This window comes from Bradyrhizobium sp. ORS 285 (genome assembly GCF_900176205.1).
Lineage (GTDB): Bacteria > Pseudomonadota > Alphaproteobacteria > Rhizobiales > Xanthobacteraceae > Bradyrhizobium.
Genome location: NZ_LT859959.1, coordinates 1,487,846 through 1,514,634 on the forward strand (window position 1 = coordinate 1,487,846; position 26,789 = coordinate 1,514,634).

A 26,789-nucleotide genomic window follows, 5' to 3' on the forward strand; every position below is an offset into this window, starting at 1 on the left:
CCTGACGGCCGTTCAGCGCGGGCCTGTGACCCGGGAGTCCACGATGAGCGTGATGACGGCAGCCGCGGAGTTCGACGACGTGCCTGCGGGGCAGACGGCGCTGCGCCGGCGGATCGCGTGGGTTTGCTGGGCGATCAGGCTGGCCGCGGTGCTGTGGGTCGCCTGGCTCGTGGTCGAGATGGCCTGGAGTTGGTCGGATACCGACAACGCCAAATTTGCCGAGGGCCTCGGGCGCGCCATGGGCGCCGATCTCACGGGTCTGTCACAGACCCAGATCGACTGGATGTTCGTGATGAACAGTAGCGTGCTGGTTTGCGACGCCGTCGTCGCTTACTGCATCTGGCGCCTGTTCGGCACTTATTTGCAGGGGCGGATCTTCACCGTCGACGCCGCGGTCTGGATGCATCGCGTCGGCATGGCTGGCCTGCTCGCCATGGCGTCGGGTGTCGTCTTCCGCAGGCTGGCGCTGTTGATTCTCACCAGCCATGCCCAGGTCTCGGCCACCACGTTGTGGAGCTTTCAAGCCGTGCTGCCGAGCGACCTGCTCTGGATCATCTTCTGCCTGTTCGTCATTGCCGTCGCCCAAATCTTCAAGGCCGCGGCCGAGCTGGCCGACGACCACGCCAAGATCATCTGAACGAGATCGTTGACCCATGCCGATCATCGTCAATCTCGATGTCATGCTCGCCAAGCGCAAGATGCGCTCGAAGGAGCTCGCCGAGCGCATCGGCATCACCGAGCAGAACGTCTCGCTGCTGAAATCCGGCAAGGTGCGCGGCGTCCGCTTCGATACGCTGGAGAAGATCTGCGAGGTGCTGCGCTGCCAGCCGGGCGACATCCTCGAATACAGGCCCGACGGCGCCGAGGAGCCGCAGCGGCTCGCCGGCTGACGTCAGGCTAACAGCGGCATGGTGGAAGTGTGAGCCAAGCTCTCCGCTGTCATCCCGGCCACTGCGACGGAAGGCGTCGACCAAGTCCTCCGCTGTCGTCCCGGCCTTGAGCCGGGACCCATAACCCCAGGAAGTTTTTTGGGGCACGCGTGTAGACCGATCTCACCTGGCCACATCAACCGGTGGAGAGGGGGCCCGGCTCAAGGCCGGGCGACAGCGGGGACGACAGCCGGGCGTGACGCGCTTGCGCTGGCCAATGAGGCGTCAGTCGCTCAGCCCGCTCATGCTTCCAGCGCAGTCACGATCATGTTTCGGCGTTCCGGCAAAAATAAATCTATTGCTGTTTTTCGGAATTTGTGCTTTTATCTCGGCAACCCGCCTCGAGCAGAGGGACGAACGCGTCGTCACGATCGTGGAGGTGGGCTGCGATGGCCGTGACGGCTGTGCCAGACGAGCACAGGCCGGCACGGACGGCGAAGTCGTGTGGTCCTGGCCTCTCGACGCTGAGGTCAAGTCCGTGGTCGTTGCTTGACGGCACGCGCGGGCGATGGGGGCAAGAACGCCGATCCCCAGGGAGAGCACGAAGGACACCGTAACTCCATTCGCGCGGGGAAGGCCGGGTCTGTCCGGCTGTACTCGTGGTACCTGCCGCCTGCATTCTTTTCAGCAGGCGGGCCACGGGCCTCAGCCGAGGTCCGGCCTTCTCCGCGCCCTCTCGTATTTCAGGAGGGACATCATCGATGCATCCCCCGGGCACGCCGTGCCGCGGGAACGCGAGGTCATATCTCGTGAGTTGCTGCCGCTGTAACCAAACCTCCGCTGTCGTCCCGGCCTCGAGCCGGGACCCATACCCCCGGGGAGATGTTCGAGGCACGCAGGTGGATGGATCTCTCCCGCCTACATCGGCCGGTGGCTATGGGTCCCGGCTCGAAGGCCGGGACGACACTGAATGTGAGGGGCGGGCGGGGGCACTGCAAATGCATCCGGAGAGCGGCTCGATCGAGCTTTGTTGCAGGGCCGCAAGGCCTGACCGCCGATCTCTCATCACCGCGCATCGGGCGTGAGCGCTGCTCGTTCAGCAACTGGGTGAAGTCACCTCAGGATACCACCTCTTCCACCGTAGAACCTCGGACGAAAATCGAAAAATCACGATTTATCAATGGCATGCGACTGTCATCCAGCTGTCATCGAACCTTTATAAAAGCCACACCGAGGCCCCTTAAAGCGGCCCGGGAAGCGCAATCGGGTGCATATGGCGCTTCGCTTCCCCAGGCATGGAGACCAGCTATGAATTTCGTCAAAGCACTCGTCGCTGCCGGCTTGGTCGCCGCATCGACGTCGGCATTTGCTGCCGACATCACCGGCGCGGGCGCGACGTTTCCGTTCCCGATCTATTCCAAGTGGGCTGACGCCTACAAGAAGGAGACCGGCAACGGTCTGAACTACCAGTCGATCGGTTCTGGCGGCGGCATCAAGCAGATCCAGGCCAAGACCGTGACCTTCGGCGCCACCGACGCGCCGCTCAAGGCCGAGCAGCTCGAGAAGGACGGCCTGGTGCAGTGGCCGATGGTGATGGGCGGCATCGTGCCGGTCGTCAACCTCGAGGGCGTGAAGCCGGGCGAGATGGTGCTGGACGGCGAGACCCTCGCCAACATCTATCTCGGCAAGATCACCAAGTGGGATGACGCCGCGATCAAGAAGCTGAACCCCAGCGTCAAGCTGCCCTCCGACGCGATCGCCGTCGTCCGCCGCTCCGACGGTTCAGGCACGACCTTCAACTTCACCTATTACCTCTCCGAGGCGAGCGCCGACTGGAAGAGCAAGGTTGGCTTCAACACCGCGGTCGAGTGGCCGGTCGGCGTCGGCGCCAAGGGCAATGAGGGCGTGTCGGGCAACATCAGCCAGACCAAGAACGCGATCGGCTATGTCGAGTACGCCTACGCCAAGCAGAACAAGCTGACCTACACCGGCATGGTCAACAAGGCCGGCAAGACCGTGCAGCCGACCGTCGAGGCCTTCCAGGCCGCCGCCGCGAATGCCGACTGGGCCAAGGCTCCCGGCTACTACGTGATCCTCGCCAACCAGCAGGGCGACAAGTCCTGGCCGATGACGGCCGCGACCTTCATCCTGATGCACAAGGAGCCGACCGACAAGGCGGCCTCCGCCGAGGCGATCAAGTTCTTCAAGTGGTCGTTCGAGAAGGGCGGCAAGATGGCCGAGGAGCTCGACTACATCCCGATGCCGGACAGCGTCGTGAAGCTGATCGAGAAGACCTGGTCGGCCGACATCAAGAGCTGATCTGAACACGTCCTGCCCTCTCCCGGAAACGGGAGAGGGTTCGTCCAAGGTGATGATGGTGTCAAAGAAGCAGGGGGCGGACTTGGCTGAGATGGCCGTTGAGAGCGAGGTCGGCGACATCGCCGCTGCCGCAGGGCCCTATGATCGCGCCCGCGCGCTGAGCGCGTTCAAGCTCGGCGATATCACCTTCTACTGGATCACCCGCCTGTCGGCGATCTCGGTGCTGCTGATCCTCGGCGGCATCATCATCTCGCTCGTCATCGGCGCCTGGCCGGCGATGAAGGAGTATGGCTTCCAGTTCCTCCTCACCAAGCGCTGGGCGCCTTCGGCCGATCCGCCGGTGCTCGGCGCGCTCGGCCCGATCTACGGCACGCTGGTGACCTCGTTCATCGCGATGCTGATCGCAATTCCCGTGGGACTCGGCATCGCGATCTTTCTCACTGAGCTGTGTCCGCAATGGCTGCGCCGCCCGATCGGCCTCGCCATCGAGCTGCTCGCCGGCATTCCCTCGATCATCTACGGCATGTGGGGCTTCTTCGTGCTGGGCCCGTTCCTGGCCACCACGTTCCAGCCGTTCATGATCAATCTCTGCGCCAACATCCCCGTGCTGCAGGACATCTTTGCCGGGCCGCCGTCCTATCTCAGCCTGTTCAACGCCTCGCTGATCCTGGCGATCATGGTGCTGCCCTTCATCACCTCGATCTCGGTCGACGTCTTCAAGACGGTGCCGCCGGTGCTCAAGGAAGCCGCCTACGGCGTCGGCTGCACCACCTGGGAGGTCGTGCGCAGCGTCGTCATCCCCTACACAAGGGTCGGCGTGATCGGCGGCGTCATGCTGGCGCTGGGCCGTGCGCTCGGCGAGACCATGGCGGTGACCTTCATCATCGGTAACTCGTTCCGGATCTCGTCCTCGATCTTCGCGCCGGGCACGACGATCTCGGCCGCGATCGCCTCTGAATTCCAGGAGAGCGACGGCCTGCACCAGTCCAGCCTGATCCTGCTCGGCCTGCTGCTGTTCGTCCTCACCTTCTTCGTGCTGGCGAGCGCCCGGCTGATGCTGGCGCGACTCGATGCCAAGGCCGGAAAGTAAAGGGCAGGAAAGTAAGTCATGTCGAGCGTCGACGCCTCCACATTCGACACGCCGGTCAATCCGGTGAATCCGATCTACGCCCGCCGCCGTCGCCGCGACCTCTTGATCCGCGGCCTGTGCATCGCCGCCGCGGCATTCGGCGTCACCTGGCTGGCGCTGATCCTGTTCACGCTGTTCTATAACGGCCTCGCCGGCCTCAGCCTGCAGGTCTTCACCGCCGATACGCCGCCGCCCGGCGCCAGTGAAGGCGGCCTGCGCAACGCCATCGTCGGCTCGATCATGATGACCGTGATCGGCGTCGGCATCGGCGCGCCGCTGGGCCTGTTCGCCGGCACCTACCTCGCCGAATATGGCCGCAACGACCGCCTCACCTCGGTGATCCGCTTCATCAACGACATCCTGCTGTCGGCGCCGTCGATCATCATCGGCCTGTTCATCTACGGCGCCGTCGTGGTGCCGATGGGCGGCTTCTCGGCGATCGCCGGTGCGCTGGCGCTGGCCGTCATCGTGATCCCCGTCGTGCTGCGCACCACCGAGGACATGCTGCTGCTGGTGCCCAACCCGCTGCGCGAGGCGGCCTCCGCGCTCGGCCTGCCGCGCTCGCTGGTGATCCGCCGCATCGCCTATCGCGCGGCGCGATCCGGCCTCATTACCGGCGTGCTGCTCGCGACCGCCCGCGTCGCCGGCGAGACCGCGCCGCTGTTGTTCACCGCGCTGTCGAACCAGTTCTGGAGCCTCAACCTCTCCAAGACGATGGCGAACCTGCCCGTCACCATCAACAATTTCGTCCAGAGCCCGTATGCGTATTGGAAGCAGCTGGCCTGGAGCGGAGCCCTTCTCATCACTCTGGCCGTGCTCGCCCTGAACGTCGGTGCACGCATTCTCGGCGCCGAGAGGAAAACGAAATGACCGAACTGTCCGTCTCCGTCAGTCAGCCCAATCACGCGCTTCACGGCCAGCCGCTCCCCGAGGCGCCGGCCAAGGTCACCGCGCGCAACCTGAACTTCTATTACGGCGATCACCACGCGCTGAAGAACATCAACCTGACGCTGGGCACCAACCGGGTCACGGCGTTCATCGGCCCGTCCGGCTGCGGCAAGTCCACCTTGCTGCGCATCTTCAACCGGATGTACGACCTCTATCCGGGCCAGCGCGCCACCGGCCAGCTGATGCTGGACAACACCAACATCCTCGACCCCAAGCTCGACCTCAACCTGCTGCGTGCGCGGGTCGGCATGGTGTTCCAGAAGCCGACCCCGTTCCCGATGACGATCTACGAGAACATTGCGTTCGGCATCCGGCTCTATGAGAAGATCTCGAAGTCCGAGATGGACGATCGGGTCGAGAAGGCGCTGCGCGGCGGCGCGCTGTGGAACGAGGTCAAGGACAAGCTCAACGCCTCCGGCCTGTCGCTGTCCGGCGGCCAGCAGCAGCGCCTGTGCATCGCCCGCACGGTCGCCGTCCGGCCCGAGGTGATCCTGTTCGACGAGCCTTGCTCGGCGCTCGACCCGATCTCCACCGCCAAGGTCGAGGAGCTGATCCAGGAGCTCGCGGAGAACTATACGATCGCGATCGTGACCCATAACATGCAGCAGGCGGCGCGCGTTTCCGACAAGACCGCCTTCATGTATCTCGGCGAGCTGATCGAGTTCGACGACACCAGCAAGATCTTCACCTCGCCGAGCGATCGGCGGACCCAGGACTACATCACCGGCCGGTTCGGCTGACGCCGACAGCATTCTTCAGGAGATCAACATGGCCAGTGAACATACCGCCAAGGCGTTCGACAGCGATCTGCAGGATCTCACCCGGCTGGTGTCGGAGATGGGCGGCCTCGCCGAGCGGCTGATCGTCGATTCCGTCGATGCGCTGGTGCGGCGCGACGTGGCCCTCGGCCAGAAGGTGGTCGCCGCCGACGCCGAGGTCGACAAGCTGCAGCGCATCATCGAGGAGCGCGCGGTGCTGACGATCGCCCGCCGTCAGCCGATGGCCGTCGATCTGCGCGAGATCGTCGGCGCCATGCGCGTCGCCACTGATCTGGAGCGGATCGGCGACCTCGCCAAGAACATCGGCAAGCGCGTTGCGGCGCTGGAGAGCGACTTCCATCCGCTCAAGCTGATCCGCGGCCTGGAGCACATGACCGACCTGGTGCAGTCGCAGGTCAAGACGGTGCTCGATGCCTATGCCGCGCATGATTTGCCGGCGGCGATGACGGTCTGGAAGGGCGACGAGGAGGTCGATGCGATCTGCACCTCGCTGTTCCGCGAGCTCCTGACCTACATGATGGAAGACCCGCGCAACATCTCGTTCTGCATCCACCTGATGTTCTGCGCCAAGAACATCGAGCGGATCGGCGACCACGCCACCAACATCGCCGAGACGGTGTTCTATATGATCGAGGGTCAGCAGATCATGGACAAGCGCCCGAAGGGCGACATGACCAGCTTCGCGACCACGATCCCCGGCAACTGAGAAAGACGATTTCGACATGGGTGCGCGAATTCTGGTGGTTGAGGACGAGGAGGCGCTGACGACGCTGCTGCGCTACAACCTCGAAGCCGAAGGCTACGAGGTCGAGACCGTGGCGCGCGGCGACGAGGCCGACACGCGGCTCAAGGAGCGCGTGCCCGATCTCGTCGTGCTCGACTGGATGCTGCCGGGGCTGTCCGGCATCGAGCTGTGCCGCCGCCTGCGGGCACGGACCGAGACCCGGCAGCTGCCGATCATCATGCTGACGGCACGCGGCGAGGAGAGCGAGCGCGTCCGAGGTCTCGCGACTGGTGCCGACGACTACATCGTCAAGCCGTTCTCGGTGCCGGAGCTCTTGGCGCGCGTGAAGGGCCTGCTGCGTCGCGCGAGCCCGGAGCGGCTGGCGACTGTGTTGTCCTATGGCGACATCGAGCTCGACCGCGAGAAGCGCCGCGTCGCGCGCTCGGGCCGGCCGATCGATCTCGGCCCGACCGAATATCGCCTGCTCGAGTTCTTCCTCGAGCATCCCGGCCGCGTGTTCAGCCGCGAGCAACTGCTCGACAGCGTCTGGGGTCGCGACATCTATATCGACGAGCGCACGGTGGACGTGCACATCGGCCGCCTGCGCAAGCTGCTCAATCCTGGCCGCGAGCAGGATCCGATCCGCACCGTGCGCGGCGCCGGCTATGCGCTGGACGACCGGTTCGTCAAGTCGGAGCAGGCCTGAGGGAGAAGCAGGCTTGAGGGTGGAGCGGGTGTGAGACGCGAGGGGGCCGGATTAAGGACATTGCGGTCCGCTTTCCGCCACGCCGCCGCCGTCTTGATCGTGCCTGCTGAGCAGCCGATGTTTCGGTCTCAGCGGACGCCCTTGATCAAGACCATCCTCATAAGTCTCGCCGTGCTGCTCGGCAGCATCGCGGGTGTCACGGCCGCCGAGCTCGAGGACGCCGTCACTGCTGCGTCGAATGGCCAGGCGGCGGTGGCGTTGCGCCGGCTGCAGCCGCTCGCCGCCAAGGGTGATGCGCGGGCGCAATTCGATCTCGGCTTCATGCAAGCCTTCGGCGTGGGCGTCGCGCGCAATCAGGCGGAGGCGCTGGTCTGGTACCGCAAGGCCGCGGATCAGGGACTCGCCATTGCCCAGCACTATCTGGGGATCGCCTATTTCAACGGCGAAGGCGCCGGCCGCGATCACGGCGAAGCCGCGCGCTGGTTCAACCGCGCCGCCGCACAGGGCTTTGCCCAGTCGCAATACATGCTCGGCCTGATGATGCTCGATGGCCAGGTCATGACCCGGGATGTCATCCAGGGGTATGCCTGGCTGGTGATGGCCGGACGCAACGGCGTCAGGTCTGCCGGCCGCGAGATTCAGCGCGTGAAGCTCAGCGAGGCGCAGCGGCGGCAGGCGGAGGAGACGATTGTGGCGTGGCGGGCGAAGCCGGAATCGGCCGATGCCGGCATTGCCAATCCGCGCGCCGAACAGCTGCTCGGGCTCGACCGGCATTTTGGCGATGTCGTCGATCCCACCTCCTGGCCGGCATCGTCGATCGGTGTCGTGACCGTGGCGCAATATAGCACGGGAGGCTCCTGCACCGGCACGCTGGTGGCGCCCCGCGTGGTGCTGACGGCGGCGCATTGCGTGTTCAACGGCCTCGCCCAGGTCAGCCCGGGCAATGTCCATTTCCTGGCAGGCATGAACAAGGGCACCCCTGCCGCGTCATCGGTCGCCGACAAGCTGATCGTGGCGCCCGACTTCATCCCGACCCAGCACGACCAATGGTCGACCGACCGCTCGCCGGCCGATTGGGCGCTGATCATCCTGAAGGACGCGCTGCCGTCGAAGCCGGTCGCGGTGAAGTCCGTGAGCCGCGACGAGCTCGCGGCTGCGACCAAGGCCGGCACCATTTCCGAGATCGGCTATGGCCAGGAGCGGCGCTATTCGCCGACCGGGCAGAGGAATTGCAGCGCCGGCATGACCAGGGACGCCCGTCTGCTGACCGTGCATTGCCTCGCCAATTTCGGCTATTCGGGCTCGCCGATCCTCGCCGAGATCAACGGCGTGCCGGCCGTTGTCGGCATCTTCTCGGCGTTCCACGAGGAGACCCGCCTGATGTTCGCCGCGCCCGCCAGCCAATTCGAGGCGGCGGTGCGGCGCGAGATCGCCGCGCAGAGCGCCTCGGCGCGGTGAGGGGAGACAGAGGAGAAGAGTTGGTCGTCGGCTGGTCAATGTTTGAGCTTGACCGGATAGCGCCTTGCCAAGGGAAGAGGTCAATCCAGGCTCGACGGGGCCGCGAGGATTGATTTGCACGGGATTTGCGCGTGGGAGCGCGAGCCTTGCCTTTTGGCGCGGGTCTTGCTCTCCTGTCCGAGTATGACGATTTTGCCAATTGATCATCCTCGGCCCCCCGCCGCGCTCGCCACCCCGCTCCGCACGGAGCGCGCGCGGACGATGGCGCTGCTGGCCAGCCTCGTGCTCGCCAACGCGCTCGCCTGGGCCTGGGCCTTCGCGCTCTACGCCGACCGTCCCGCCATCGTCGGCACCGCGCTGCTGGCCTGGCTGCTCGGCCTCCGCCACGCGGTTGATGCGGACCATATCGCCGCGATCGACAACGTCGTCCGCAAGCTGGTGCAGGACGGCGACAAGCCGCGCGCGGCCGGTCTCTACTTCGCGCTCGGCCATTCCAGCGTCGTCGTGATCGCCACGATCGTGGTGAGCCTGGTGGCCGGTGCCGATCTGTTGCGGGAGGACAGCGCCATCCGCGCGATCGGCGGCGCCATCGGCACGTCGGTCTCAGCCGGTTTCCTGCTGCTGATCGCGTTGGCGAATCTCGTTCTGTTCGTGAACCTCTGGCGCCGCTCACCACGCCCCGACCCTGAAGCTGCCCCCGGCAACGGCCTCCTCATCCGTCTGCTGCGGCCCGTCTTGCGTGTCGTGTCGCGTGCCTGGCACATGTATCCGCTCGGCTTTCTGTTTGGCCTCGGCTTCGACACCGCCAGCGAAATCGGCCTGCTCAGCCTGTCCGCCACCGAGGCTGCGCGCGGGGCGAGTCTGGCGCATGTGCTGGTGTTCCCGGCGCTGTTCGCCGCGGCGATGGCGACCGTCGACACCGCCGACGGCATGCTGATGGTCGGCGCCTACCGCTGGGCGCTGACCGACCCCGCGCGCAAGCGACGCTACAATCTGGTGATCACCGGCCTCTCGGTGGCGATTGCGCTGGTGATCGGCGGAGTCGAGGCCGCCACGCTGCTGGCGCCGCTGTTCGGTCTGACCGGAACCTGGGCGGAGTTTGCAGCCGCGCTCGGTGATGGAATTGCCGATCTTGGGATCGTCGCGGTCGGCCTGTTCGGACTGATCTGGGCCGGCGCCGTGTTCTTCAACCGCCGCCCGCGCGGTTCCCAAACCGACGCGGCGCTTGCCACCCTTCGTGCGGGGACGCTAAATCCCGCAGAGATACCAAACACGACAGCATAGAGCTGTGCTGACGGCGGGACCTCACGATGGCCGGCGCGGAGGGAATGACCAGGATGCTGTGGCTGCAGGGCGCGAGCTGCGGCGGCTGCACCATGTCGATCCTGGAAAGCGGCGCCTCCGGCTGGTTTGACGAGCTGCGCCAATCCGGCATCGATCTGATCTGGCACCCTTCCGTCAGCGAGGAAACCGGCGACGAAGTCGTCGAGCTCTTGGACGCGATCCGCGACGGCCGCGAGCGGCTCGATCTCCTGGTGCTCGAAGGTTCGGTCGCGCGCGGCCCCAATCTGAGCGGCCGCTTCAACATGCTCGCCGGTACCAACCGCTCGATCTATCACTGGCTGCTCGACCTCGCCCCGCTCGCCGACTACGTCATCGCCGTCGGCAGCTGCGCGGCGTATGGCGGTATTCCCGCGGCCGGGATCAACCCGACGGATGCGGTCGGATTGCAGTTCGAGGGCAGCGACGGCGGCGGCGCGCTCGGCACAGGCTTCCGCTCCAAGCGCGGACTGCCGGTGATCAACATCGCCGGCTGCGCGCCGCATCCCGGCTGGGTCATGGAAAGCTTGTTGGCGCTGACATCAGGCGACCTGACGAGCGGCGGCCTCGACGCCGTCGGACGTCCGACCTTCATCGCCAACCATCTCGCGCATCACGGCTGCTCGCGCAACGAGTTCTACGAGTTCAAGGCGAGCGCGGAAACGATGTCGGAGCGCGGCTGCCTGATGGAGCATCTCGGCTGCCGCGCCACGCAAGCCGTCGGCGACTGTAATCAGCGCTCCTGGAACGGCGGCGGCTCCTGCACCAAGGGCGGCTATGCCTGTATCGCCTGCACCTCGCCCGGCTTCGAGACCGCGCAGAACTATCTGCAGACCGCGAAGCTCGCCGGCATCCCTGTGGGCCTCCCCACCGACATGCCCAAGGCGTGGTTCGTCGCGCTGGCCGCGCTGTCGAAATCGGCGACGCCGCGCCGCGTGCGCGTCAATGCGACCGCCGACCACGTCGTGGTGCCGCCGAGCCGGTCGGGCGACAAGCGCAGCTCATGACGCGGATCACGGTCGGCCCGTTCAACCGCGTCGAGGGCGATCTCGAGGTCCGTCTCGATGTCGAGAGCGGCCGCGTCGCTCGCGCCGAAGTGACCGCGCCGCTCTACCGCGGCTTCGAGCAGATCCTGGAAGGGCGGCCGCCGCTGGACGCCCTGGTGATCGCACCGCGCATCTGCGGCATCTGCTCGGTGTCACAGTCGATCGCCGCCGCAGCCGCGCTGCGTCAGGCGATGGGCGTGCTGTCCGCGCCGAACGGCGTGCTCGCGACCAACATCGCGCACGCGGCAGAGAATGCCGCCGATCATCTCACGCACTTCTACATCTTCTTCATGCCCGACTTCGCCCGCGACTCCTACGCGTCTCACGCGTGGCACGCCGCGGCCGCCGAGCGCTTCACTGCGACGAAGGGCAATGCCGCGCGCGAGGCGCTGCCGGCGCGGGCGCGGCTGTTGGAGATCATGGGCGTGATCGCCGGAAAATGGCCGCACAGCCTGGCGTTCCAGCCCGGCGGTACGACGCGCGCCATCGAGCTCGGCGAGCGCATTCGGCTGAACGCGATTGCAGCTTCGTTTCGCGGCTTCCTCGAGCGCGTGGTGTTCGCCGATAAACTGGAGAACGTGCTGGCCTTGTCGAGTCCGGGGGAGCTCGACATTTGGCGGGAAGGGCGGGGTGGTGACTTCGCACATTTCCTTCGGCTGGCTGATGCGCTTGCGCTTGCGGGTCTCGGCAAGGGGCCGGGGCTGCTGATGAGCTTTGGCGCGTATCACGATGCTGACGGCGCCCGCTTCCGCGCTGGGCTTCGCACCAGCGACGGAATGGTCGAAGCCCTGCCGTCGGATCAGATCACAGAGGACGTGTCGCATGCGTGGATGCGCGAGACGTCACGCGATCCAGCCGAGAGCCGCACCGATCCTGATGCCGACAAGCCTGACGCCTATAGCTGGTGCAAGGCTCCGCGGCTTGCGGGTAAGCCGGTCGAGGTCGGCGCACTGGCGCGGCAAGCCATTGAGGGCCAGGCGCTGATCACGGCTTTGCTATCCGAGAGCGGCAGCAACGTCCGCAACCGCGTCATCGCGCGCCTGATCGAGACGGCGCAACTCGCAATCTCGATCGAAAGCTGGATCAAGGCGCTGCGTCTCAACGAACCGTTCTGCGAAACCAGCGGCGAGGCGGCCGATGGCAACTATGTCGGTCTTGTCGAAGCTGCCCGCGGCAGCCTCGGTCATTGGCTCGCGGTCCGCTCAGGCCGCATCGCGCGCTATCAGATCATCGCTCCGACCAGCTGGAACTTTTCGCCGCGCGATGCCGATGGCATCGCCGGCCCGCTCGAACAGGCGCTGGTCGGAACCGAGGTCGGCGACGCTGGCGCGCGTGCCGTCAGCATCCAGCATGTCGTGCGGTCGTTCGATCCCTGCATGGTCTGCACTGCGCATTGAGCGCGCTTCGATGGGGCGGAAACTAGCTTATCGGGTGCAAAGCGCGTGATTTCCGTTTCTCACCGGAGCGCCAGCTTTGAAGTCCGATTTGAACTCATGCTGCAGTTCCAACCATCTGGAATCATTATGATTCAAATCCAGCACTGATGCTGGCCCGCATCTTGCTGTCCCCTCTGGCCAGATCGCGATCGGATGATCGCCAACGCGATAGCAGGGGGAGGACTCATGGGCGCGACGACGGAAACTTTTTACAGCGTGATCCGGCGCCAGGGCATCACGCGGCGCAGCTTCCATAAGTTCTGCAGCCTGACGGCGACGAGCCTCGGCCTCGGTCCGCTGGCGGCGACGCGCATCGCCAATGCGCTGGAGACCAAGCCGCGCACGCCTGTGATCTGGATGCATGGCCTCGAATGCACCTGCTGCTCGGAGAGCTTCATCCGTTCGGCGCATCCGCTGGTGAAGGACGTCGTGCTGTCGATGATCTCGCTCGACTATGACGACACGATCATGGCGGCGGCCGGCCAGCAGGCCGAGGAGATCCTCGAAGAGACCCGCGCCAAGTACAAGGGGCAGTACATCCTCGCCGTCGAAGGCAACCCGCCGCTCAATGAAGGCGGCATGTTCTGCATCGACGGCGGCAAGCCGTTCGTCGAGAAGCTGAAGGTGATGGCCGAGGACGCGATGGCGATCATCGCCTGGGGCGCCTGCGCGTCCTGGGGCTGCGTGCAGGCGGCCAAGCCCAATCCGACGCAGGCAACCCCGATCGACAAGGTGATCACCAACAAGCCGATCATCAAGGTGCCCGGCTGCCCGCCGATCGCGGAGGTCATGACCGGCGTCGTCACCTTCATCACCACCTTCGGCAAATTGCCCGAGCTCGACCGGCAGGGCCGGCCGAAGATGTTCTACTCGCAGCGCATCCACGACAAATGCTATCGGCGGCCGCATTTCGACGCCGGCCAGTTCGTCGAGGAGTGGGACGACGAGGCCGCGCGCAAGGGCTACTGCCTCTACAAGATGGGCTGCAAGGGCCCGACCACCTACAACGCCTGTTCGACCGTGCGATGGAACGGTGGCGTGTCGTTCCCGATCCAGTCGGGCCATGGCTGCATCGGCTGCTCAGAGGACGGCTTCTGGGACAAGGGCTCGTTCTATGACCGGCTCACCACGATCAAGCAGTTCGGCATCGAGCGCAACGCCGACGAGGTCGGCATGGTCGCGGCGGGAACGGTGGGTGCTGCGGTCGCGGCGCATGCCGCGGTCACCGCGGTCAAGCGGCTCGCGACCAAGCGCGACGACGCCAAGCAAGATCATTAATTCAGTTCAGGGCAGGCAACGATGGGCATCCAGACTCCCAACGGCTTCAATCTCGACAATTCCGGCAAGCGCGTCGTGGTCGATCCGCTCACGCGGATCGAAGGCCATCTCCGCGTCGAGGTGAACGTCGACTCCAACAACGTGATCCGCAACGCGGTGTCGACCGGCACGATGTGGCGCGGCATCGAGACCATCCTGCGCAACCGTGATCCGCGCGACGCCTGGGCCTTCACCGAGCGGATCTGCGGCGTCTGCACCGGCACGCATGCGCTGACATCGGTACGCGCGGTCGAGAATGCGCTGGGGATCATGATCCCCGACAACGCCAACTCCATCCGCAACATCATGCAGCTCTGCCTGCAGGTGCACGACCATCTCGTCCACTTCTATCACCTGCATGCGCTCGACTGGGTCGACGTCGTCTCGGCGCTCAAGGCCGATCCGAAGGCGACCTCGGCGCTGGCGCAGTCGATCTCGGACTGGCCGCTATCGTCGCCGGGCTATTTCAAGGATCTGCAGATCCGGCTGACCAAGTTCGTCGAGTCAGGCCAGCTCGGCCCGTTCAAGAACGCCTATTGGGGCCATGCCGCCTACAAGCTGCCGCCGGAAGCGAACCTGATGGCGGTGGCGCATTATCTGGAAGCGCTCGACTTCCAGAAGGAGATCGTCAAAATCCACACCATCTATGGCGGCAAGAACCCGCATCCGAACTGGCTGGTCGGCGGCGTGCCCTGCGCGGTCAATGTCGATGGCACCGGTGCCGTCGGCGCCATCAACATGGAGCGGCTCAACCTCGTCTCCTCGATCATCGACCGCTCGATCGAGTTCGTGCAGAAGGTCTATCTGCCCGACGTGGTAGCGATCGGCTCGTTCTACAAGGACTGGCTCTATGGCGGCGGTCTCTCCGGCAAGAGCGTGATGTCGTATGGCGACATCCCGGAGAACGCCAACGACTATTCGGCCAAGAACCTCAAGTTGCCGCGCGGCGTGATCCTCAACGGCAATCTCAACGAAGTGCTGCCGATCGACCATGGCGATCCCGAGCAGATCCAGGAGTTCGTGACGCACTCCTGGTACAAATATCCCGACGAGAGCAAGGGCCTGCATCCCTGGGACGGCGTGACCGAGCCGAACTATCAGCTCGGCCCGAACGCCAAGGGCACCAAGACCGACATCAAGGAGCTCGACGAGGGCGGCAAGTACTCCTGGATCAAGGCGCCGCGCTGGCGCGGCAATGCGGTCGAGGTCGGGCCGCTGGCGCGCTACATCATCGGTTATGCGCAGAACAAGCCGGAGTTCAAGGAGCCGACCGACAAGCTCTTGAAGACGCTAAACCTGCCGGTCACCGCGCTGTTCTCGACGCTCGGCCGCACCGCCGCGCGTGCGCTGGAATGCGACTGGGCTGCGACGCAGATGCGCTACTTCCAGGACAAGCTGGTGGCGCGCATCAAGGCCGGCGATTCCTCGACCGCCAATGTCGAGAAGTGGAAGCCGGAGAGCTGGCCGAAGGAGGCCAAGGGCTACGGCTTCACCGAGGCGCCGCGCGGCGCGCTGGCGCACTGGATCAAGATCAAGGACACCAAAATCGACAACTATCAGTGCGTCGTGCCGACCACCTGGAACGGCTCGCCCAGGGATCCCAAGGGCAATATCGGCGCGTTCGAGGCGTCGCTGATGGATACGCCGATGGCGGATCCGGAGAAGCCGCTGGAGATCCTGCGGACGATCCATTCGTTCGATCCGTGCCTGGCGTGCTCGACGCACGTCATGAGCCCGGACGGCCAGGAAATGGCGACGGTCAAGGTCAGGTAGGGCGGAGAAGCAAGATGATGGATGCCATTACGCGTCCTGCGGAGGCCAAGTCGAACCTTGCCACGATCGCAGCGGATGCTGCCGGTGAGCACGCGATCGGTCGGCCTACCGTCTATGTCTATGAAGCGCCCGTGCGTATCTGCCATTGGGTGAATGCGCTCGCGATCGTCGTGCTGATGGTCACCGGCTACCTGATCGGGACGCCGCTGCCGAGCGTGCAGGGCGAGGCATCGGCGAGCTTCGTGATGGGCTACATCCGGTTCACGCATTTCGCGGCCGGCCAGGTGCTGGCGGTGTTCTTCCTCGCCCGCATCCTCTGGGCGTTCGTCGGCAATCACCACTCGCGGCAGATCTTCTACATACCCGTGCATCGCAAGCAGTTCTGGAAGGAAGTGCTGCACGAGATCCGCTGGTACGCGTTCCTGGAGCGTGAGCCGAAGATGTATGTCGGCCACAATCCGCTGGCGCAGACGGCGATGTTCACCGGCTTCACGGTGTTCGTCGCCTTCATGATCGTCACCGGCTTCGCGCTGTATTCGGAAGGCGAGGGGATCGACAGCTGGCAGTACAAACTGTTCGGCTGGGTGTTCTCGATCTGGCCGAACAGCCAGGACGTCCACACCTATCATCACCTCGGCATGTGGGCGCTGGTGATGTTCGTGATGGTGCACGTCTATGCCGCCATCCGCGAGGACATCATGTCCCGCCAGAGCATCATCTCCTCGATGATCTCCGGCGAGCGGCAGTTCCGCGAGTAGGAGCCGCGCGATGGCTGAAGCAAAGCTCGACCGCATCCTGGTGCTCGGCATCGGCAACATCCTGTGGGCTGACGAAGGTTTCGGCGTGCGCGTGGTGGAGGAATTCCACCGCCGTTACGCCGTGCCGGACAACGTCACGATCCTCGATGGCGGCACGCAGGGGCTCTATCTCGTCAACTATGTCGAGGAGGCCGATGGGCTGATCGTATTCGACGCCATCGACTATGGCCTCGCGCCGGGCGAGCTCAAGCTCGTTCGTGACGAGGAGGTGCCGCGCTTCACCGGCGCCAAGAAGATGAGCCTGCACCAGACCGGCTTCCAGGAAGTGCTCAGCGCCGCCGATCTGCTCGGTCGCTATCCGCAGCGGCTCGCGCTGATCGGCTGCCAACCGCTCGATCTTGAGGATTGGGGCGGCCCGCTGACGGCGCCGGTGCGCGCGCAGATCGAGCCTGCGATCGAACTGGCTTGTGCTGTCCTGGCGGAGTGGGGCGCCTCGGCCGTGTTGCGGCCCGAGCCGCTTGCCGGCGACGCGCGCCTGCTCGCCAACGACATCGATCATCATAGCTACGAGATGCGTGCGGACCCGGCCGAATAGCCGGGGATCGCGAGGGAGTTTGCCATGTGCCTGGGCCTGCCGATGACGATCGTGGAGACCGATGGCGTCTCGGCGCTGTGCAGCTTCGACGGCGAGGAGCGCCGCGTCTCGGTGCTGCTGCTGTCCAACCCGCCGGTCGGAGCAAAGGTCCTGGTCTATCTCGACAACGCGATGCGCCTGCTCGACGACGAAGAGGCGCGGCTGATCGGCGACGCCTTGCGCGGCTTGCAAGCCGCGATGAGCGGCGAGAATTGCGACGACTTCTTCGCCGACCTGATCGGTCGCGAGCCGGAGCTGCCCGAGCATTTGCGCTGAGGCTGCGCAGGGGCCTCTGTCCGGTAGCCGACAACAAGATATCCAGTCGGAAAGAAACTTGTCGGCGTCCATTTGCAAAGTAGCTTTGCAGAGATCTTACGCAACTCTGAACGCCGATAAATTATCAAGGATAATCATTGGCTTGAAGTGATCGCCGCGTCTGCGATCGTCTGGCACGTCGATTGCTATCCATTCAGAGGCCGACAACGAGAACTGGTCAGGAAGGAACATCCATGGAGAGGCTGCAGCGTGACGCCACGCGCACGCGAGGCGGGTTGGCGGAGGTGGATGCCGGCACTGTCGATGCGTTCCTGGACGACGTGAACCGCGCCGGCGGTATCGCCGTGCTGCTGTCGGCCGGCGATCCCGCGCGGTTTCCGGAGGCGCTGGACGTGGCCATCGTGTTGCCGGAGCTGATCACGGCGTTTCAGGGCCGGCTGCAGGGTGCGGTCATCGCGCGCGATGCCGAGGCCGAGCTTGGTGCGCGCTTCGGCGTGCGGGTGCAGCCGTCGCTGATCTTCTGTCGCGGCACCGAGACGCTCGGCGTGATCGCCAAGATCCAGGACTGGTCGGTCTATGTCGATCGCATCTCGCGACTGATCGACCGTCCCGTTGGGACCACAGCGACGGTCGTCGCCAGCATCGTTCCCGCGCATCAGCCGTCAGGAGATCACCGATGAAGCCCGGATTCTGGATTGCGCCCGAAGGTGCCGAGCAACCGGTCAGCGTGTTTCCCATCGGCGAGGAGGCACTCGATGTTCAATACAAGGGGCTGACCGCCTCCGGCGCCCTGGCCAAGCTCGCTACCCTCGACTCGGAGGAGCTGGCGCGGAGCTGTCCGCGCGCGGTCGAACTGTTATCGACGATTGCGTCGGCCATCGGATCGCAGACCGCCGATGCGCCAACCCAGTTGTTTCGGCTTGCCGGCCTCAACGATCTCGAACGTCGGCTGATCGACGACGTGCTCGGCGAGGGCGAGGTCGCCGGCGTGGTGGCGCTGCCAGACGGCTCGCTGGCGCAGATCCAGGAGTCGGTGTTGGCGGGCATCTGGCGTGTCCGGCTGGAGCGTGACGAGAGCCATGACTACATCGAGATCGGCGCGGTACCCGAGATCGTCGCGCGCGCCGCGATCGATCTGACGGCCGGCGACGTCGTGATTGGGCCGGCGCCGGAGGGCACGATGAATGCGCTGCCGGTGCTCGCCGAGATCCGCGAGCGCGCGCTCGCCTGGCGGCCGGGTCAGCGCTCGCAGACCATCAACTTCACGCTGCTGCCGATGAGCCCGGTGGACATGAGCTTCCTGCAGGAGACGCTCGGAAACGGCCCGATCCAGCTGATGTCGCGCGGCTACGGCACCTGCCGCGTGCTCGCGACCGGCGTGCGCCACGTCTGGTCGGTGCAGTTCTTCAACGCGATGGACACGATCATTCTCGACACGCTGGAAGTCGGCGGCGTGCCGGTGGTCGCGCTCGCCGCGCCCGAGGATTTCGAGGACTCGGCCGAACGCCTCAAGCAGATCATCGAGGCGTATTTCACATGAGTGCCGGCTTCGAGAATTTCGGTGTGCGCAGCGATCTCGCCGACGAGGTGACGCTGGAGTGCGGCATCTGCTGGACGCACTATGATCCGGCGGAGGGCGATGGTGTCGCGCAGATCGCGCCGGGCACGCCGTTCTCGGCCCTCCCTGAGGATTGGCATTGCCCGAACTGTGATGCGCCGAAGGCCAAGTTCATGGTGGTGGAGTCATGAACGCGATCGCGGCCGGGCAGGGGAGACATGAGCTCACGCCGGCCGCGTGGGGCGAGCGTCTTGCGGACGTCTATCGCGAGATCGGCGATCGGACGATGCGCGAGCTGCCGATCTATCACGATGCGCTCACCGTCGAGGCTATCGGCTTCACCGCGATCGACGGGCGGGCGATTGGGATCATCGTCACGCCCTGGTTCATGAACGTCATGACTCCGGCTGATGGCGACGTTGGGTCAGCTGTCGAGATTGCGCTGCCGGCCGGCCCGTTCGAATTCACGATTGGCGATATCGCTGGCGTCGGCCGGATCGCCAGTTGCTCGCTGTTCTCGCCGATGTCCGAGTTCGAGGACATGGCGGCGGCACGCGTTGCGGCCAACGCCGCGCTGGCAGCCTTGATGGCCCCATCCGAAGAAACCACTCCGACGCGTGCCGAGCCGGCATCGCGCATCGATCGCCGCGCCTTTCTGCGCGGAACGCTGTCGGAGAGCCGCGCATGACGCCGGCTTTCCGCAACCATCTCGACGTTGAGCTGTCGGTTGCCGATCGCGTCATCGTCGCTGTCGACATCCTCTCACGGACCAGGCCTCCGCTTGGCCGGCTGGCCGTGGGCAAGCCGGTCGAAGCGCTGCTTGCGGCGCTGCCCCGGCTGTTCTCGTTGTGCGCGACCGCGCACCAGGTTGCCTTGCTGTCGGCCGTCGAGGCCGCGCGTGGCGAGCAGGCCGGCGCGCTGACGCGCCACCGGCGGATCAAGGCGCTGATCTCCGAGCGCCTGGCCGAGCTGCTGCGCGGCCTCCTGCTCGCGCCGGCGGTGGCGCGCAGCGCCGTGCCGCTGGCGCAGCCGCTATTGCAGGCCGTCAATGCGCTGCAACGGCCGACGGATCGCGATCTGCCATTCCGTGTCGCAACCTTGTCACAGATCAAGACGGGGCTGGAGGCTTTGGGCATAGACTTGACGACGGAGTTCGTCCTGCCGGGAACTCCGCTCGCGATGATCATGATGGCGGCCGAGAAGGTCGCCAATGGGGAAGGATGGAGGCACATGCCATCAGCGCATGGCGTGCTGTCGGCCGCCGACGATCATGCGGTCGTCACCCGGCTGATGGACGACGGAGCCGCCTTCGCGGAGGCGCCTGATATCGATGGGCGCGTCCCGGAAACCGGCCTGTGGGCTCGGCGTACCGCGCGTGTCACATCTCCTCAAGCTGGACCAGTTGACCGGCTCGCCGCCAAGGTCGCGGAGATCGCGACGTTGCTGCGCTGGATCGAGGCCGGTGAGGCGGAGGATGAGTCGGCGGACGCCGACGTGCTCGCGAGCTATGCGCTCGGTCCGCGCCGTGGCGCGGCCGCGGTCGAATGCGCGCGCGGCCGGCTGCATCATGTGGTCGAGCTGGATGCTGATGGAGCGATCCAGCGCTTCGAGTTCCTGGCGCCGACAGAGTGGAACTTCCATGCACGCGGGCCAGTGGTGAACAGCCTGACCGGCGCGGTGCTGCGAGACGACGGCGACCGCGATGCAATCCATGCCATGATCGGCGCCTTTGATCCCTGCGTCGGCTACCGCCTCTCGGTGCGGGAGATGGCCGATGCATGAGATGGCGCTGTGCGAGGGCATCGTCGAGATCGTCGAGGCGGAGGCGCGCAAGGGCGCGTTCTCCAAGGTCAAGACCGTGTGGCTCGAGATCGGCGCGCTCAGCCATGTCGCGCCCGAGGCGCTGCGGTTCTGCTTCGAAGCCGTCACGGCCCACACGATCGCGCGCGGCGCGGCGCTGGAGATCATCGAACAGAAGGGCACGGCGTGGTGCCTCGGCTGCTCACGCAGCGTCGAGATCAGCCGGCGTTACAACGCCTGCCCCGAATGCGGCAGCCATCAGCTGCAGGTGACGGGCGGCGAGGACATGCGGGTCAAGGAGCTGGAGGTCGAGTGATGTGTACGGTGTGCGGCTGCGGCGACGGCAAATCCGCGATCGAAGCGGATGAGCATCACCATCATGATCACGGCGATCATCACCATCACCATCATGATGGCCATGGACATGATCACAGCCATGATCATGCCGGGCATCATCATCACCATGATCACGACCACGATCATGGCCACCACCATCACCACGATGATCATGCGCATCACCATCATCGCGGGCACGGCGCTGCCGATCATATCGACTGCGCGGCCAATCCGGCGGGCCAGGAGATCGCCGGGATGTCGAGCGGACGCATCATCCAGATCGAGCGCGATATTCTCGGTAAGAACAACCGCCTCGCTACCGAGAACCGCGCGCGCTTCGCGGCGCACGACGTGCTGGCGTTCAACTTCGTCTCCAGCCCCGGCGCGGGCAAGACCTCGCTGCTGGTTCGCGCCGTCTCCGAACTCAAGCAGAGCCGTCCCGTCGCGGTGATCGAGGGCGATCAGCAGACCTCGAACGACGCCGAGCGCATCCGCGCCACCGGCGTGCCGGCGATCCAGATCAACACCGGCAAGGGCTGCCATCTCGATGCGGCCATGGTCGGCGAGGCCTATGCCCGGCTGCCGTCGCTACGCGGTGGGCTCTTGTTCATCGAGAATGTCGGCAATCTCGTCTGCCCCGCGGCGTTCGATCTCGGCGAGGCCTGCAAGATCGTGGTGTTCTCGACCACCGAGGGCGAGGACAAGCCGCTCAAATATCCGGACATGTTCGCCGCGTCTGCGCTGATGCTGATCAACAAGATCGATCTGGCGCCGGTGCTGGATTTCGATCTGGCGCAGACGATCGAATATGCCCGCCGCGTCAATCCCAGGATCGAGGTGCTGACGATCTCCGCCAAGACGGGTGAAGGTTTTTCCGCCTTCTATGCCTGGATCAGGAAGCAGGCGGATCGTATGCGCGCGAGCGCGCCGGGCGCGGTGCAGGGATGAGCACGGCGGGCCCGGCATTGGCGGCGGAGCGCACGCGCCTCAGGCTCCGCGTTCGCGGCGCCGTGCAGGGCGTCGGCTTCCGTCCCTATGTCCATGGCCTCGCCACGCGCCATCGCCTCGGCGGCTTCGTCGCCAACGACGCCGAGGGCGTCGTGATCGAGGTCGAGGGCGAGAACGTCGTGTCGTTCGTCGAGGCCCTGCCGCGGCAGGCGCCGCCTTTGGCGCGCATCGACGACATCGCCGTGGAGACGATCGCAACTGAAGCCAGCGCGGATTTCCGCATCGGTGAGAGCGTCGGCGGCCGAGTGACCACCCGCATCGTGCCGGATGCCGCGACCTGTCCGGAATGTCTCGCTGAGCTGTTCGATCCAGATAGCCGCTTCCATCGCTATCCCTTCGTCAACTGCACCCATTGCGGCCCGCGCTTCACGATCGCCGAGCGATTGCCGTACGACCGCGCGACAACGGCGATGAAGCGGTTTCCGATGTGCCAGGCGTGCCGCGCGGACTATGATGATCCGCGCGGCCGCCGCTTCCATGCCGAGGCGATCTCCTGTCCGGACTGCGGGCCACGGCTCAGCCATGACGTTGATGAGATCGCAGCGGCGCTTGCGGCTGGAAAGATCGTCGCCATCAAGGGGCTCGGCGGCTATCAGTTGCTGTGTGATGCGCGCCACGAGCGCGTCGTCCAGCGGCTGCGCGCCCGCAAGCAGCGCGACGGCAAACCGTTCGCGGTGATGCTGTCCTCGGTCGAGGCTGCTGGCGAGATTGCTGATCTCGATGCCGCCGAGCGCGGATTGCTGGAGCAGGTGGCGCGGCCGATCGTTCTGCTGCGCTCGCGCGATCGTCTGGCGCTCTCGGTGGCTCCTGGCCTTACCAAAGTCGGCGTGATGCTGCCGGTCGCGCCGCTGCATCATCTGATCTTCGACGCGCTGCGCGGGCATGGCGGCAGCACCGCATGGGCACTGGTCTGCACCAGCGCCAATCCGAGCGGCGAGCCGCTGCTGACCGACAATGACCAGGCGCTGGCCGCTCTCGCTGATATCGCGGATCTGATCGTCACCCATGACCGCGACATCGTGATCCGTGCCGACGATTCCGTCGTCACCCTGATGGCAGGCGGACCACGGTTCATCCGTCGTGCACGCGGCTATGTTCCGGAGCCGATCCGTCTGCCGTGCGCCCTTCCGCCGCTGCTTGCGGTCGGTGCTCATCTCAAGTCGACGGTGACCGTGATCCGAGGCGACGAGGCGTTCGTCTCGCAGCATCTCGGCGATCTCGACACGGCCGCGGCGATCCGCTTCTTCGAGGAATCGATCGCGCATCTCACCTCCATCCTCGACGTAGCGCCGGTGGCGATCGCGCACGATTTGCATCCGGACATGGCCTCGACGCGCTTCGCGCAGGCGAAGGGCCTGCCGAGCTTCGCCGTGCAGCATCACCATGCGCACGCCGCGTCGGTCGTCGCTGAGCATGGTCTCCGGACGCCAGCGCTCGCGCTCGTCCTCGACGGCTATGGCTATGGCAGCGATGGTAGTGCCTGGGGCGGTGAGCTGCTGCTATGTGATGGAGCGAAGTTTCAGCGCCTCGGCCATCTCGCGCCGTTGAAGATGCCAGGCGGCGACCGCGCCGCGCGCGAGCCATGGCGCATGGCGTCCGCTGTGCTGCACGATCTCGGGCGCGACGCCGAAATCACCTTGCGTTTCGTTGATCAGCCGCAAGCGCGCCATCTGCCGATGTTGCTCGACCGCGCCGACACTGCTGCGACTACCAGCGCTGGCCGACTGTTCGATGCCGTGGCGGGATTGCTCGGCGTCAGTACCCGCCAGAGCTATGAAGGCGAAGCCGCGATGAAGCTCGAGGCGCTGGTTCGCACCACTGCGGTCCTCGAGCGGGGCTGGACGATCGCCGATGGCGTGCTGTCGCTACGTCCGCTGCTCGCCCAATTGATCGCCCGCGATGGAGACGTCGTCGAAGCTGCGGGCCTGTTTCACGGCACCTTAGCCGCAGCCTGCGTCGACTGGATCACGTCAGCATCGCGCGCAACCGGGGCGAACACCGTCGTACTGAGCGGCGGCTGCTTCCTCAATGCGCATCTCGCGGAGCTGATCGTCGGCGGCTGTCAGGCCGCTCGCATCGATGCGTGGCTGCCGCATCGGCTGCCGGCCAATGATGGTGGCCTGAGCTTGGGGCAGGCCTGGGTCGCCGGACTCCAAATGATAGAACAAGACAACACAGCTGGAGGGATCGTCTGATGTGCCTGGCCATTCCCGCCGAGGTGATCAAGCTGCTGCCTGAGGACATGGCGATCGTGTCGATCGACGGCGTCAGCAAGGAGGTCTCGGTCGCGCTGATCGAGGAGATCGCGGTCGGCGACTACGTCATCCTTCATGTCGGCCATGCGCTGACCAAGATCGACCCGGAGGAGGCGCGCGAGACGCTCGACCTGCTCCGGCAGATGGGCGCAGCGACGGCGGAGGTCGTATCATGAAATATGCCGACGAGTTTCGCGACAAGGAGCTGGCGCTCGGGCTGGCGCGCGCCATCCGCGCCAAGGCGGATCCTGCGCACGCCTATCGCTTCATGGAGTTCTGCGGCGGCCACACCCATGCGATCGCGCGCTACGGCCTGGAGGACATGCTGCCGGACAATGTCCGCATGATCCACGGCCCGGGCTGTCCAGTCTGCGTGCTGCCAGCCGGGCGCATCGACATGGCGATCGCGCTGGCCGAACGGCCCGAGGTGATCCTCTGCGTCTATGGCGATTTGATGCGCGTGCCGGGCTCGCGCGGCTCCTCGCTGCTCAAGGCGAAGGCGCGCGGCGCCGACATCCGCATGGTCTATTCGACGCTCGATGCCATCGCGCTGGCGGAGCAGAACCCGGGCCGCGAGGTCGTGTTCTTCGCCATCGGCTTCGAGACCACGACGCCGCCGACCGCGGTGATGATCCGCGCCGCCGAGAAGAAGCAGCTCGCGAACTTCAGCGTGTTCTGCAACCACGTGCTCACGCCGCCGGCGATGCGTGCGATCCTCGACAGCGAGACGCCGATCGAGATCGACGGCTTCGTCGGTCCTGCCCATGTCTCGACCGTGATCGGCACCGAGCCCTATGCGCCGTTCGCGCGTGACGATGGCAAGCCCGTCGTGATCGCCGGCTTCGAGCCGCTCGACATGATGCAGGCGATCCTGATGCTGATCGAGCAGGTCAATGACGGCCGTCACGAGGTCGAGAACCAGTATCGCCGCGCCGTCACCGGCAGCGGCAATCAGCGCGCGATCAGGGAAGTGGCCGAGATTTTCGAGCTGCGCGACCAGTTCGAGTGGCGCGGCCTCGGCAGCATCCCGTCCAGCGCCCTGAAGCTGCGGCCGGCGTTTGCACATCTCGACGCCGAACTCCGCTTCGGTATGGCCGAGCTGGTCGTTGCCGACAATCCGGCCTGCGAGTGCCCCGCCATTCTGCGCGGGCTGAAGAAGCCGGTCGACTGCAAGCTGTTCGGCACCGCCTGCACGCCGGAGACGCCGATCGGCTCCTGCATGGTGTCGTCGGAAGGCGCCTGTGCGGCACATTGGACCTATGGCCGCTTCCGCGACCATCAGCGGAGGCTCGCCTCATGAGCATGCATCAGCGCCGGCTGGACCTGAAGAACGGCTGTGTCGACCTCTCGCACGGCGCCGGCGGCCGCGCGATGGCGCAGCTGATTGCCGGGCTGTTCCATGAGGCGTTCGGCAACGAATGGCTCGCGCGCGGCAACGACCAGTCGGCGTTCGATGTCGCCGCCGGCCGCATGGTGATGACGACCGACGGTTACGTCGTCTCACCGTTGTTCTTTCCCGGCGGCAATATCGGCTCGCTCGCCGTGCACGGCACCGTCAACGACATCGCCATGGCCGGTGCCAAGCCGCTGTATCTGTCGGCGAGTTTCATCATCGAGGAAGGCTTTCGGTTCGACGACCTCAAGCGCATCGCCGACGCGATGGGCGCGGCCGCGCGTGAAGCGGGCATCGCCATCATCACTGGCGACACCAAGGTGGTCGAGCGCGGCAAGGCCGATGGCGTGTTCATCTCGACCGCAGGAGTCGGCGTGCTGCCGGAAGGCCTGGACCTCTCGGCTGATAAGGCAAAGCCCGGCGATCGCGTGCTGCTGTCCGGCAGCCTCGGCGACCATGGCGTCGCCATCATGTCGAAGCGGCAGAATTTGACCTTCGACACCGAGATCGTCTCCGATTCGGCGTCGCTGCATGGCCTAGTCGCCGACATGGTCGCCGCTGGCGGCCATGGCATCCGGCTGATGCGCGATCCCACGCGCGGGGGGCTTGCCGCCACGATGAACGAGATCGCCCAGCAGTCCAATCTCGGCTTCCGCCTGCAGGAAGAAGCCATTCCGGTGAAGCCGGCGGTCGCGGCAGCCTGCGAGCTGCTCGGCCTCGATCCGCTGCATGTCGCCAATGAAGGCAAGCTCGTCGCGGTGGTTGCTCCTGATGTTGCCGATGCCGTGCTCGCGGCGATGAAGGCGCATCCGCTGGCACGTGATGCTGCTGATATCGGCGAAGCCGTGGCTGATGATCATCGCTTCGTCCAGATGGCGACGAGTTTTGGCGGCGGCCGCATCGTCGACTGGTTGTCCGGCGAGCAATTGCCGCGGATCTGCTGAGAC

General features: G+C 65.6%; 28 protein-coding genes. All 28 read left to right on the top strand.

What is annotated here, in order from left to right; all coding sequences use genetic code 11:
• Positions 1-43 precede the first annotated feature (43 nt).
• Positions 44-637, top strand: a complete 594-nt coding sequence (locus tag BRAD285_RS06550) for a DUF2975 domain-containing protein (RefSeq protein ID WP_035648075.1) — start codon at positions 44-46, stop codon at positions 635-637.
• Positions 638-653: 16 nt separating this feature from the next.
• Complete coding sequence (locus BRAD285_RS06555) at positions 654-890, top strand: helix-turn-helix transcriptional regulator (RefSeq protein ID WP_006614171.1); 237 nt, start codon at positions 654-656, stop codon at positions 888-890.
• A gap of 1,287 nt (positions 891-2,177) precedes the next feature.
• A complete protein-coding gene (gene pstS, locus BRAD285_RS06565; RefSeq protein ID WP_006614173.1) occupies positions 2,178-3,188 on the top strand; it encodes a phosphate ABC transporter substrate-binding protein PstS in 1,011 nt (336 codons plus the stop codon).
• A gap of 91 nt (positions 3,189-3,279) precedes the next feature.
• Complete coding sequence (gene pstC / locus BRAD285_RS06570) at positions 3,280-4,278, top strand: phosphate ABC transporter permease subunit PstC (protein ID WP_035648080.1); 999 nt, start codon at positions 3,280-3,282, stop codon at positions 4,276-4,278.
• 18 nt (positions 4,279-4,296) lie between these two features.
• Positions 4,297-5,187, top strand: a complete 891-nt coding sequence (gene pstA, locus BRAD285_RS06575) for a phosphate ABC transporter permease PstA (RefSeq protein ID WP_006614175.1) — start codon at positions 4,297-4,299, stop codon at positions 5,185-5,187.
• On the top strand, positions 5,184-6,005 hold the full coding sequence (pstB, locus tag BRAD285_RS06580; protein ID WP_006614176.1) for a phosphate ABC transporter ATP-binding protein PstB: 822 nt from the start codon (positions 5,184-5,186) through the stop codon (positions 6,003-6,005). Before pstA ends, pstB begins: the two co-directional genes overlap by 4 nt.
• Positions 6,006-6,033: 28 nt before the next feature.
• On the top strand, positions 6,034-6,750 hold the full coding sequence (gene phoU / locus BRAD285_RS06585) for a phosphate signaling complex protein PhoU (RefSeq protein ID WP_006614177.1): 717 nt from the start codon (positions 6,034-6,036) through the stop codon (positions 6,748-6,750).
• A 16-nt stretch (positions 6,751-6,766) separates the two neighbouring features.
• On the top strand, positions 6,767-7,474 hold the full coding sequence (phoB, locus tag BRAD285_RS06590) for a phosphate regulon transcriptional regulator PhoB (protein ID WP_006614178.1): 708 nt from the start codon (positions 6,767-6,769) through the stop codon (positions 7,472-7,474).
• 141 nt (positions 7,475-7,615) lie between these two features.
• Positions 7,616-8,932, top strand: coding sequence for a trypsin-like serine protease (locus BRAD285_RS06595; RefSeq protein ID WP_006614179.1), 1,317 nt, complete (start codon positions 7,616-7,618; stop codon positions 8,930-8,932).
• A gap of 183 nt (positions 8,933-9,115) precedes the next feature.
• A complete protein-coding gene (locus BRAD285_RS06600; RefSeq protein ID WP_006614180.1) occupies positions 9,116-10,216 on the top strand; it encodes a HoxN/HupN/NixA family nickel/cobalt transporter in 1,101 nt (366 codons plus the stop codon).
• A gap of 26 nt (positions 10,217-10,242) precedes the next feature.
• Positions 10,243-11,259, top strand: a complete 1,017-nt coding sequence (locus BRAD285_RS06605) for an uptake hydrogenase accessory protein HupU (RefSeq protein ID WP_006614181.1) — start codon at positions 10,243-10,245, stop codon at positions 11,257-11,259.
• Complete coding sequence (locus BRAD285_RS06610) at positions 11,256-12,695, top strand: nickel-dependent hydrogenase large subunit (RefSeq protein ID WP_006614182.1); 1,440 nt, start codon at positions 11,256-11,258, stop codon at positions 12,693-12,695. Before BRAD285_RS06605 ends, BRAD285_RS06610 begins: the two co-directional genes overlap by 4 nt.
• Before the next feature lie 225 nt (positions 12,696-12,920).
• Complete coding sequence (locus tag BRAD285_RS06615; protein WP_006614183.1) at positions 12,921-14,012, top strand: hydrogenase small subunit; 1,092 nt, start codon at positions 12,921-12,923, stop codon at positions 14,010-14,012.
• A gap of 21 nt (positions 14,013-14,033) precedes the next feature.
• A complete protein-coding gene (locus tag BRAD285_RS06620) occupies positions 14,034-15,824 on the top strand; it encodes a nickel-dependent hydrogenase large subunit (protein WP_006614184.1) in 1,791 nt (596 codons plus the stop codon).
• Positions 15,825-15,838: 14 nt separating this feature from the next.
• On the top strand, positions 15,839-16,582 hold the full coding sequence (cybH, locus tag BRAD285_RS06625; protein ID WP_035648083.1) for a Ni/Fe-hydrogenase, b-type cytochrome subunit: 744 nt from the start codon (positions 15,839-15,841) through the stop codon (positions 16,580-16,582).
• Positions 16,583-16,592: 10 nt separating this feature from the next.
• Positions 16,593-17,177 (top strand): HyaD/HybD family hydrogenase maturation endopeptidase, encoded by a 585-nt coding sequence (locus BRAD285_RS06630; RefSeq protein ID WP_006614186.1) that lies wholly within the window; start codon positions 16,593-16,595, stop codon positions 17,175-17,177.
• 24 nt (positions 17,178-17,201) lie between these two features.
• A complete protein-coding gene (locus BRAD285_RS06635) occupies positions 17,202-17,492 on the top strand; it encodes a HypC/HybG/HupF family hydrogenase formation chaperone (protein WP_006614187.1) in 291 nt (96 codons plus the stop codon).
• Positions 17,493-17,725: 233 nt separating this feature from the next.
• Positions 17,726-18,172, top strand: coding sequence for a hydrogenase accessory protein (locus tag BRAD285_RS06640; RefSeq protein WP_006614188.1), 447 nt, complete (start codon positions 17,726-17,728; stop codon positions 18,170-18,172).
• A complete protein-coding gene (locus BRAD285_RS06645) occupies positions 18,169-19,032 on the top strand; it encodes a hydrogenase expression/formation protein (protein WP_006614189.1) in 864 nt (287 codons plus the stop codon). Before BRAD285_RS06640 ends, BRAD285_RS06645 begins: the two co-directional genes overlap by 4 nt.
• Positions 19,029-19,241, top strand: a complete 213-nt coding sequence (locus BRAD285_RS06650) for a rubredoxin (protein WP_006614190.1) — start codon at positions 19,029-19,031, stop codon at positions 19,239-19,241. The genes BRAD285_RS06645 and BRAD285_RS06650 overlap by 4 nt, the downstream gene beginning before the upstream one ends.
• Positions 19,238-19,738, top strand: coding sequence for a [NiFe]-hydrogenase assembly chaperone HybE (gene hybE / locus BRAD285_RS06655; protein WP_006614191.1), 501 nt, complete (start codon positions 19,238-19,240; stop codon positions 19,736-19,738). The genes BRAD285_RS06650 and hybE overlap by 4 nt, the downstream gene beginning before the upstream one ends.
• Positions 19,735-20,832, top strand: coding sequence for a nickel-dependent hydrogenase large subunit (locus tag BRAD285_RS06660; RefSeq protein WP_006614192.1), 1,098 nt, complete (start codon positions 19,735-19,737; stop codon positions 20,830-20,832). Before hybE ends, BRAD285_RS06660 begins: the two co-directional genes overlap by 4 nt.
• Positions 20,825-21,166, top strand: coding sequence for a hydrogenase maturation nickel metallochaperone HypA (gene hypA / locus BRAD285_RS06665; protein WP_035648087.1), 342 nt, complete (start codon positions 20,825-20,827; stop codon positions 21,164-21,166). The genes BRAD285_RS06660 and hypA overlap by 8 nt, the downstream gene beginning before the upstream one ends.
• Complete coding sequence (gene hypB, locus BRAD285_RS06670; RefSeq protein WP_035648090.1) at positions 21,166-22,134, top strand: hydrogenase nickel incorporation protein HypB; 969 nt, start codon at positions 21,166-21,168, stop codon at positions 22,132-22,134. Before hypA ends, hypB begins: the two co-directional genes overlap by 1 nt.
• Positions 22,131-24,389 (top strand): carbamoyltransferase HypF, encoded by a 2,259-nt coding sequence (hypF, locus tag BRAD285_RS06675; protein ID WP_006614195.1) that lies wholly within the window; start codon positions 22,131-22,133, stop codon positions 24,387-24,389. Before hypB ends, hypF begins: the two co-directional genes overlap by 4 nt.
• Positions 24,389-24,625, top strand: coding sequence for a HypC/HybG/HupF family hydrogenase formation chaperone (locus BRAD285_RS06680; RefSeq protein ID WP_035648093.1), 237 nt, complete (start codon positions 24,389-24,391; stop codon positions 24,623-24,625). Before hypF ends, BRAD285_RS06680 begins: the two co-directional genes overlap by 1 nt.
• Entirely contained in the window at positions 24,622-25,749 is a 1,128-nt protein-coding gene (gene hypD, locus BRAD285_RS06685; protein WP_006614197.1) for a hydrogenase formation protein HypD, read from the top strand. Before BRAD285_RS06680 ends, hypD begins: the two co-directional genes overlap by 4 nt.
• Positions 25,746-26,786, top strand: a complete 1,041-nt coding sequence (hypE, locus tag BRAD285_RS06690) for a hydrogenase expression/formation protein HypE (protein ID WP_006614198.1) — start codon at positions 25,746-25,748, stop codon at positions 26,784-26,786. The genes hypD and hypE overlap by 4 nt, the downstream gene beginning before the upstream one ends.
• Positions 26,787-26,789 lie beyond the last annotated feature (3 nt).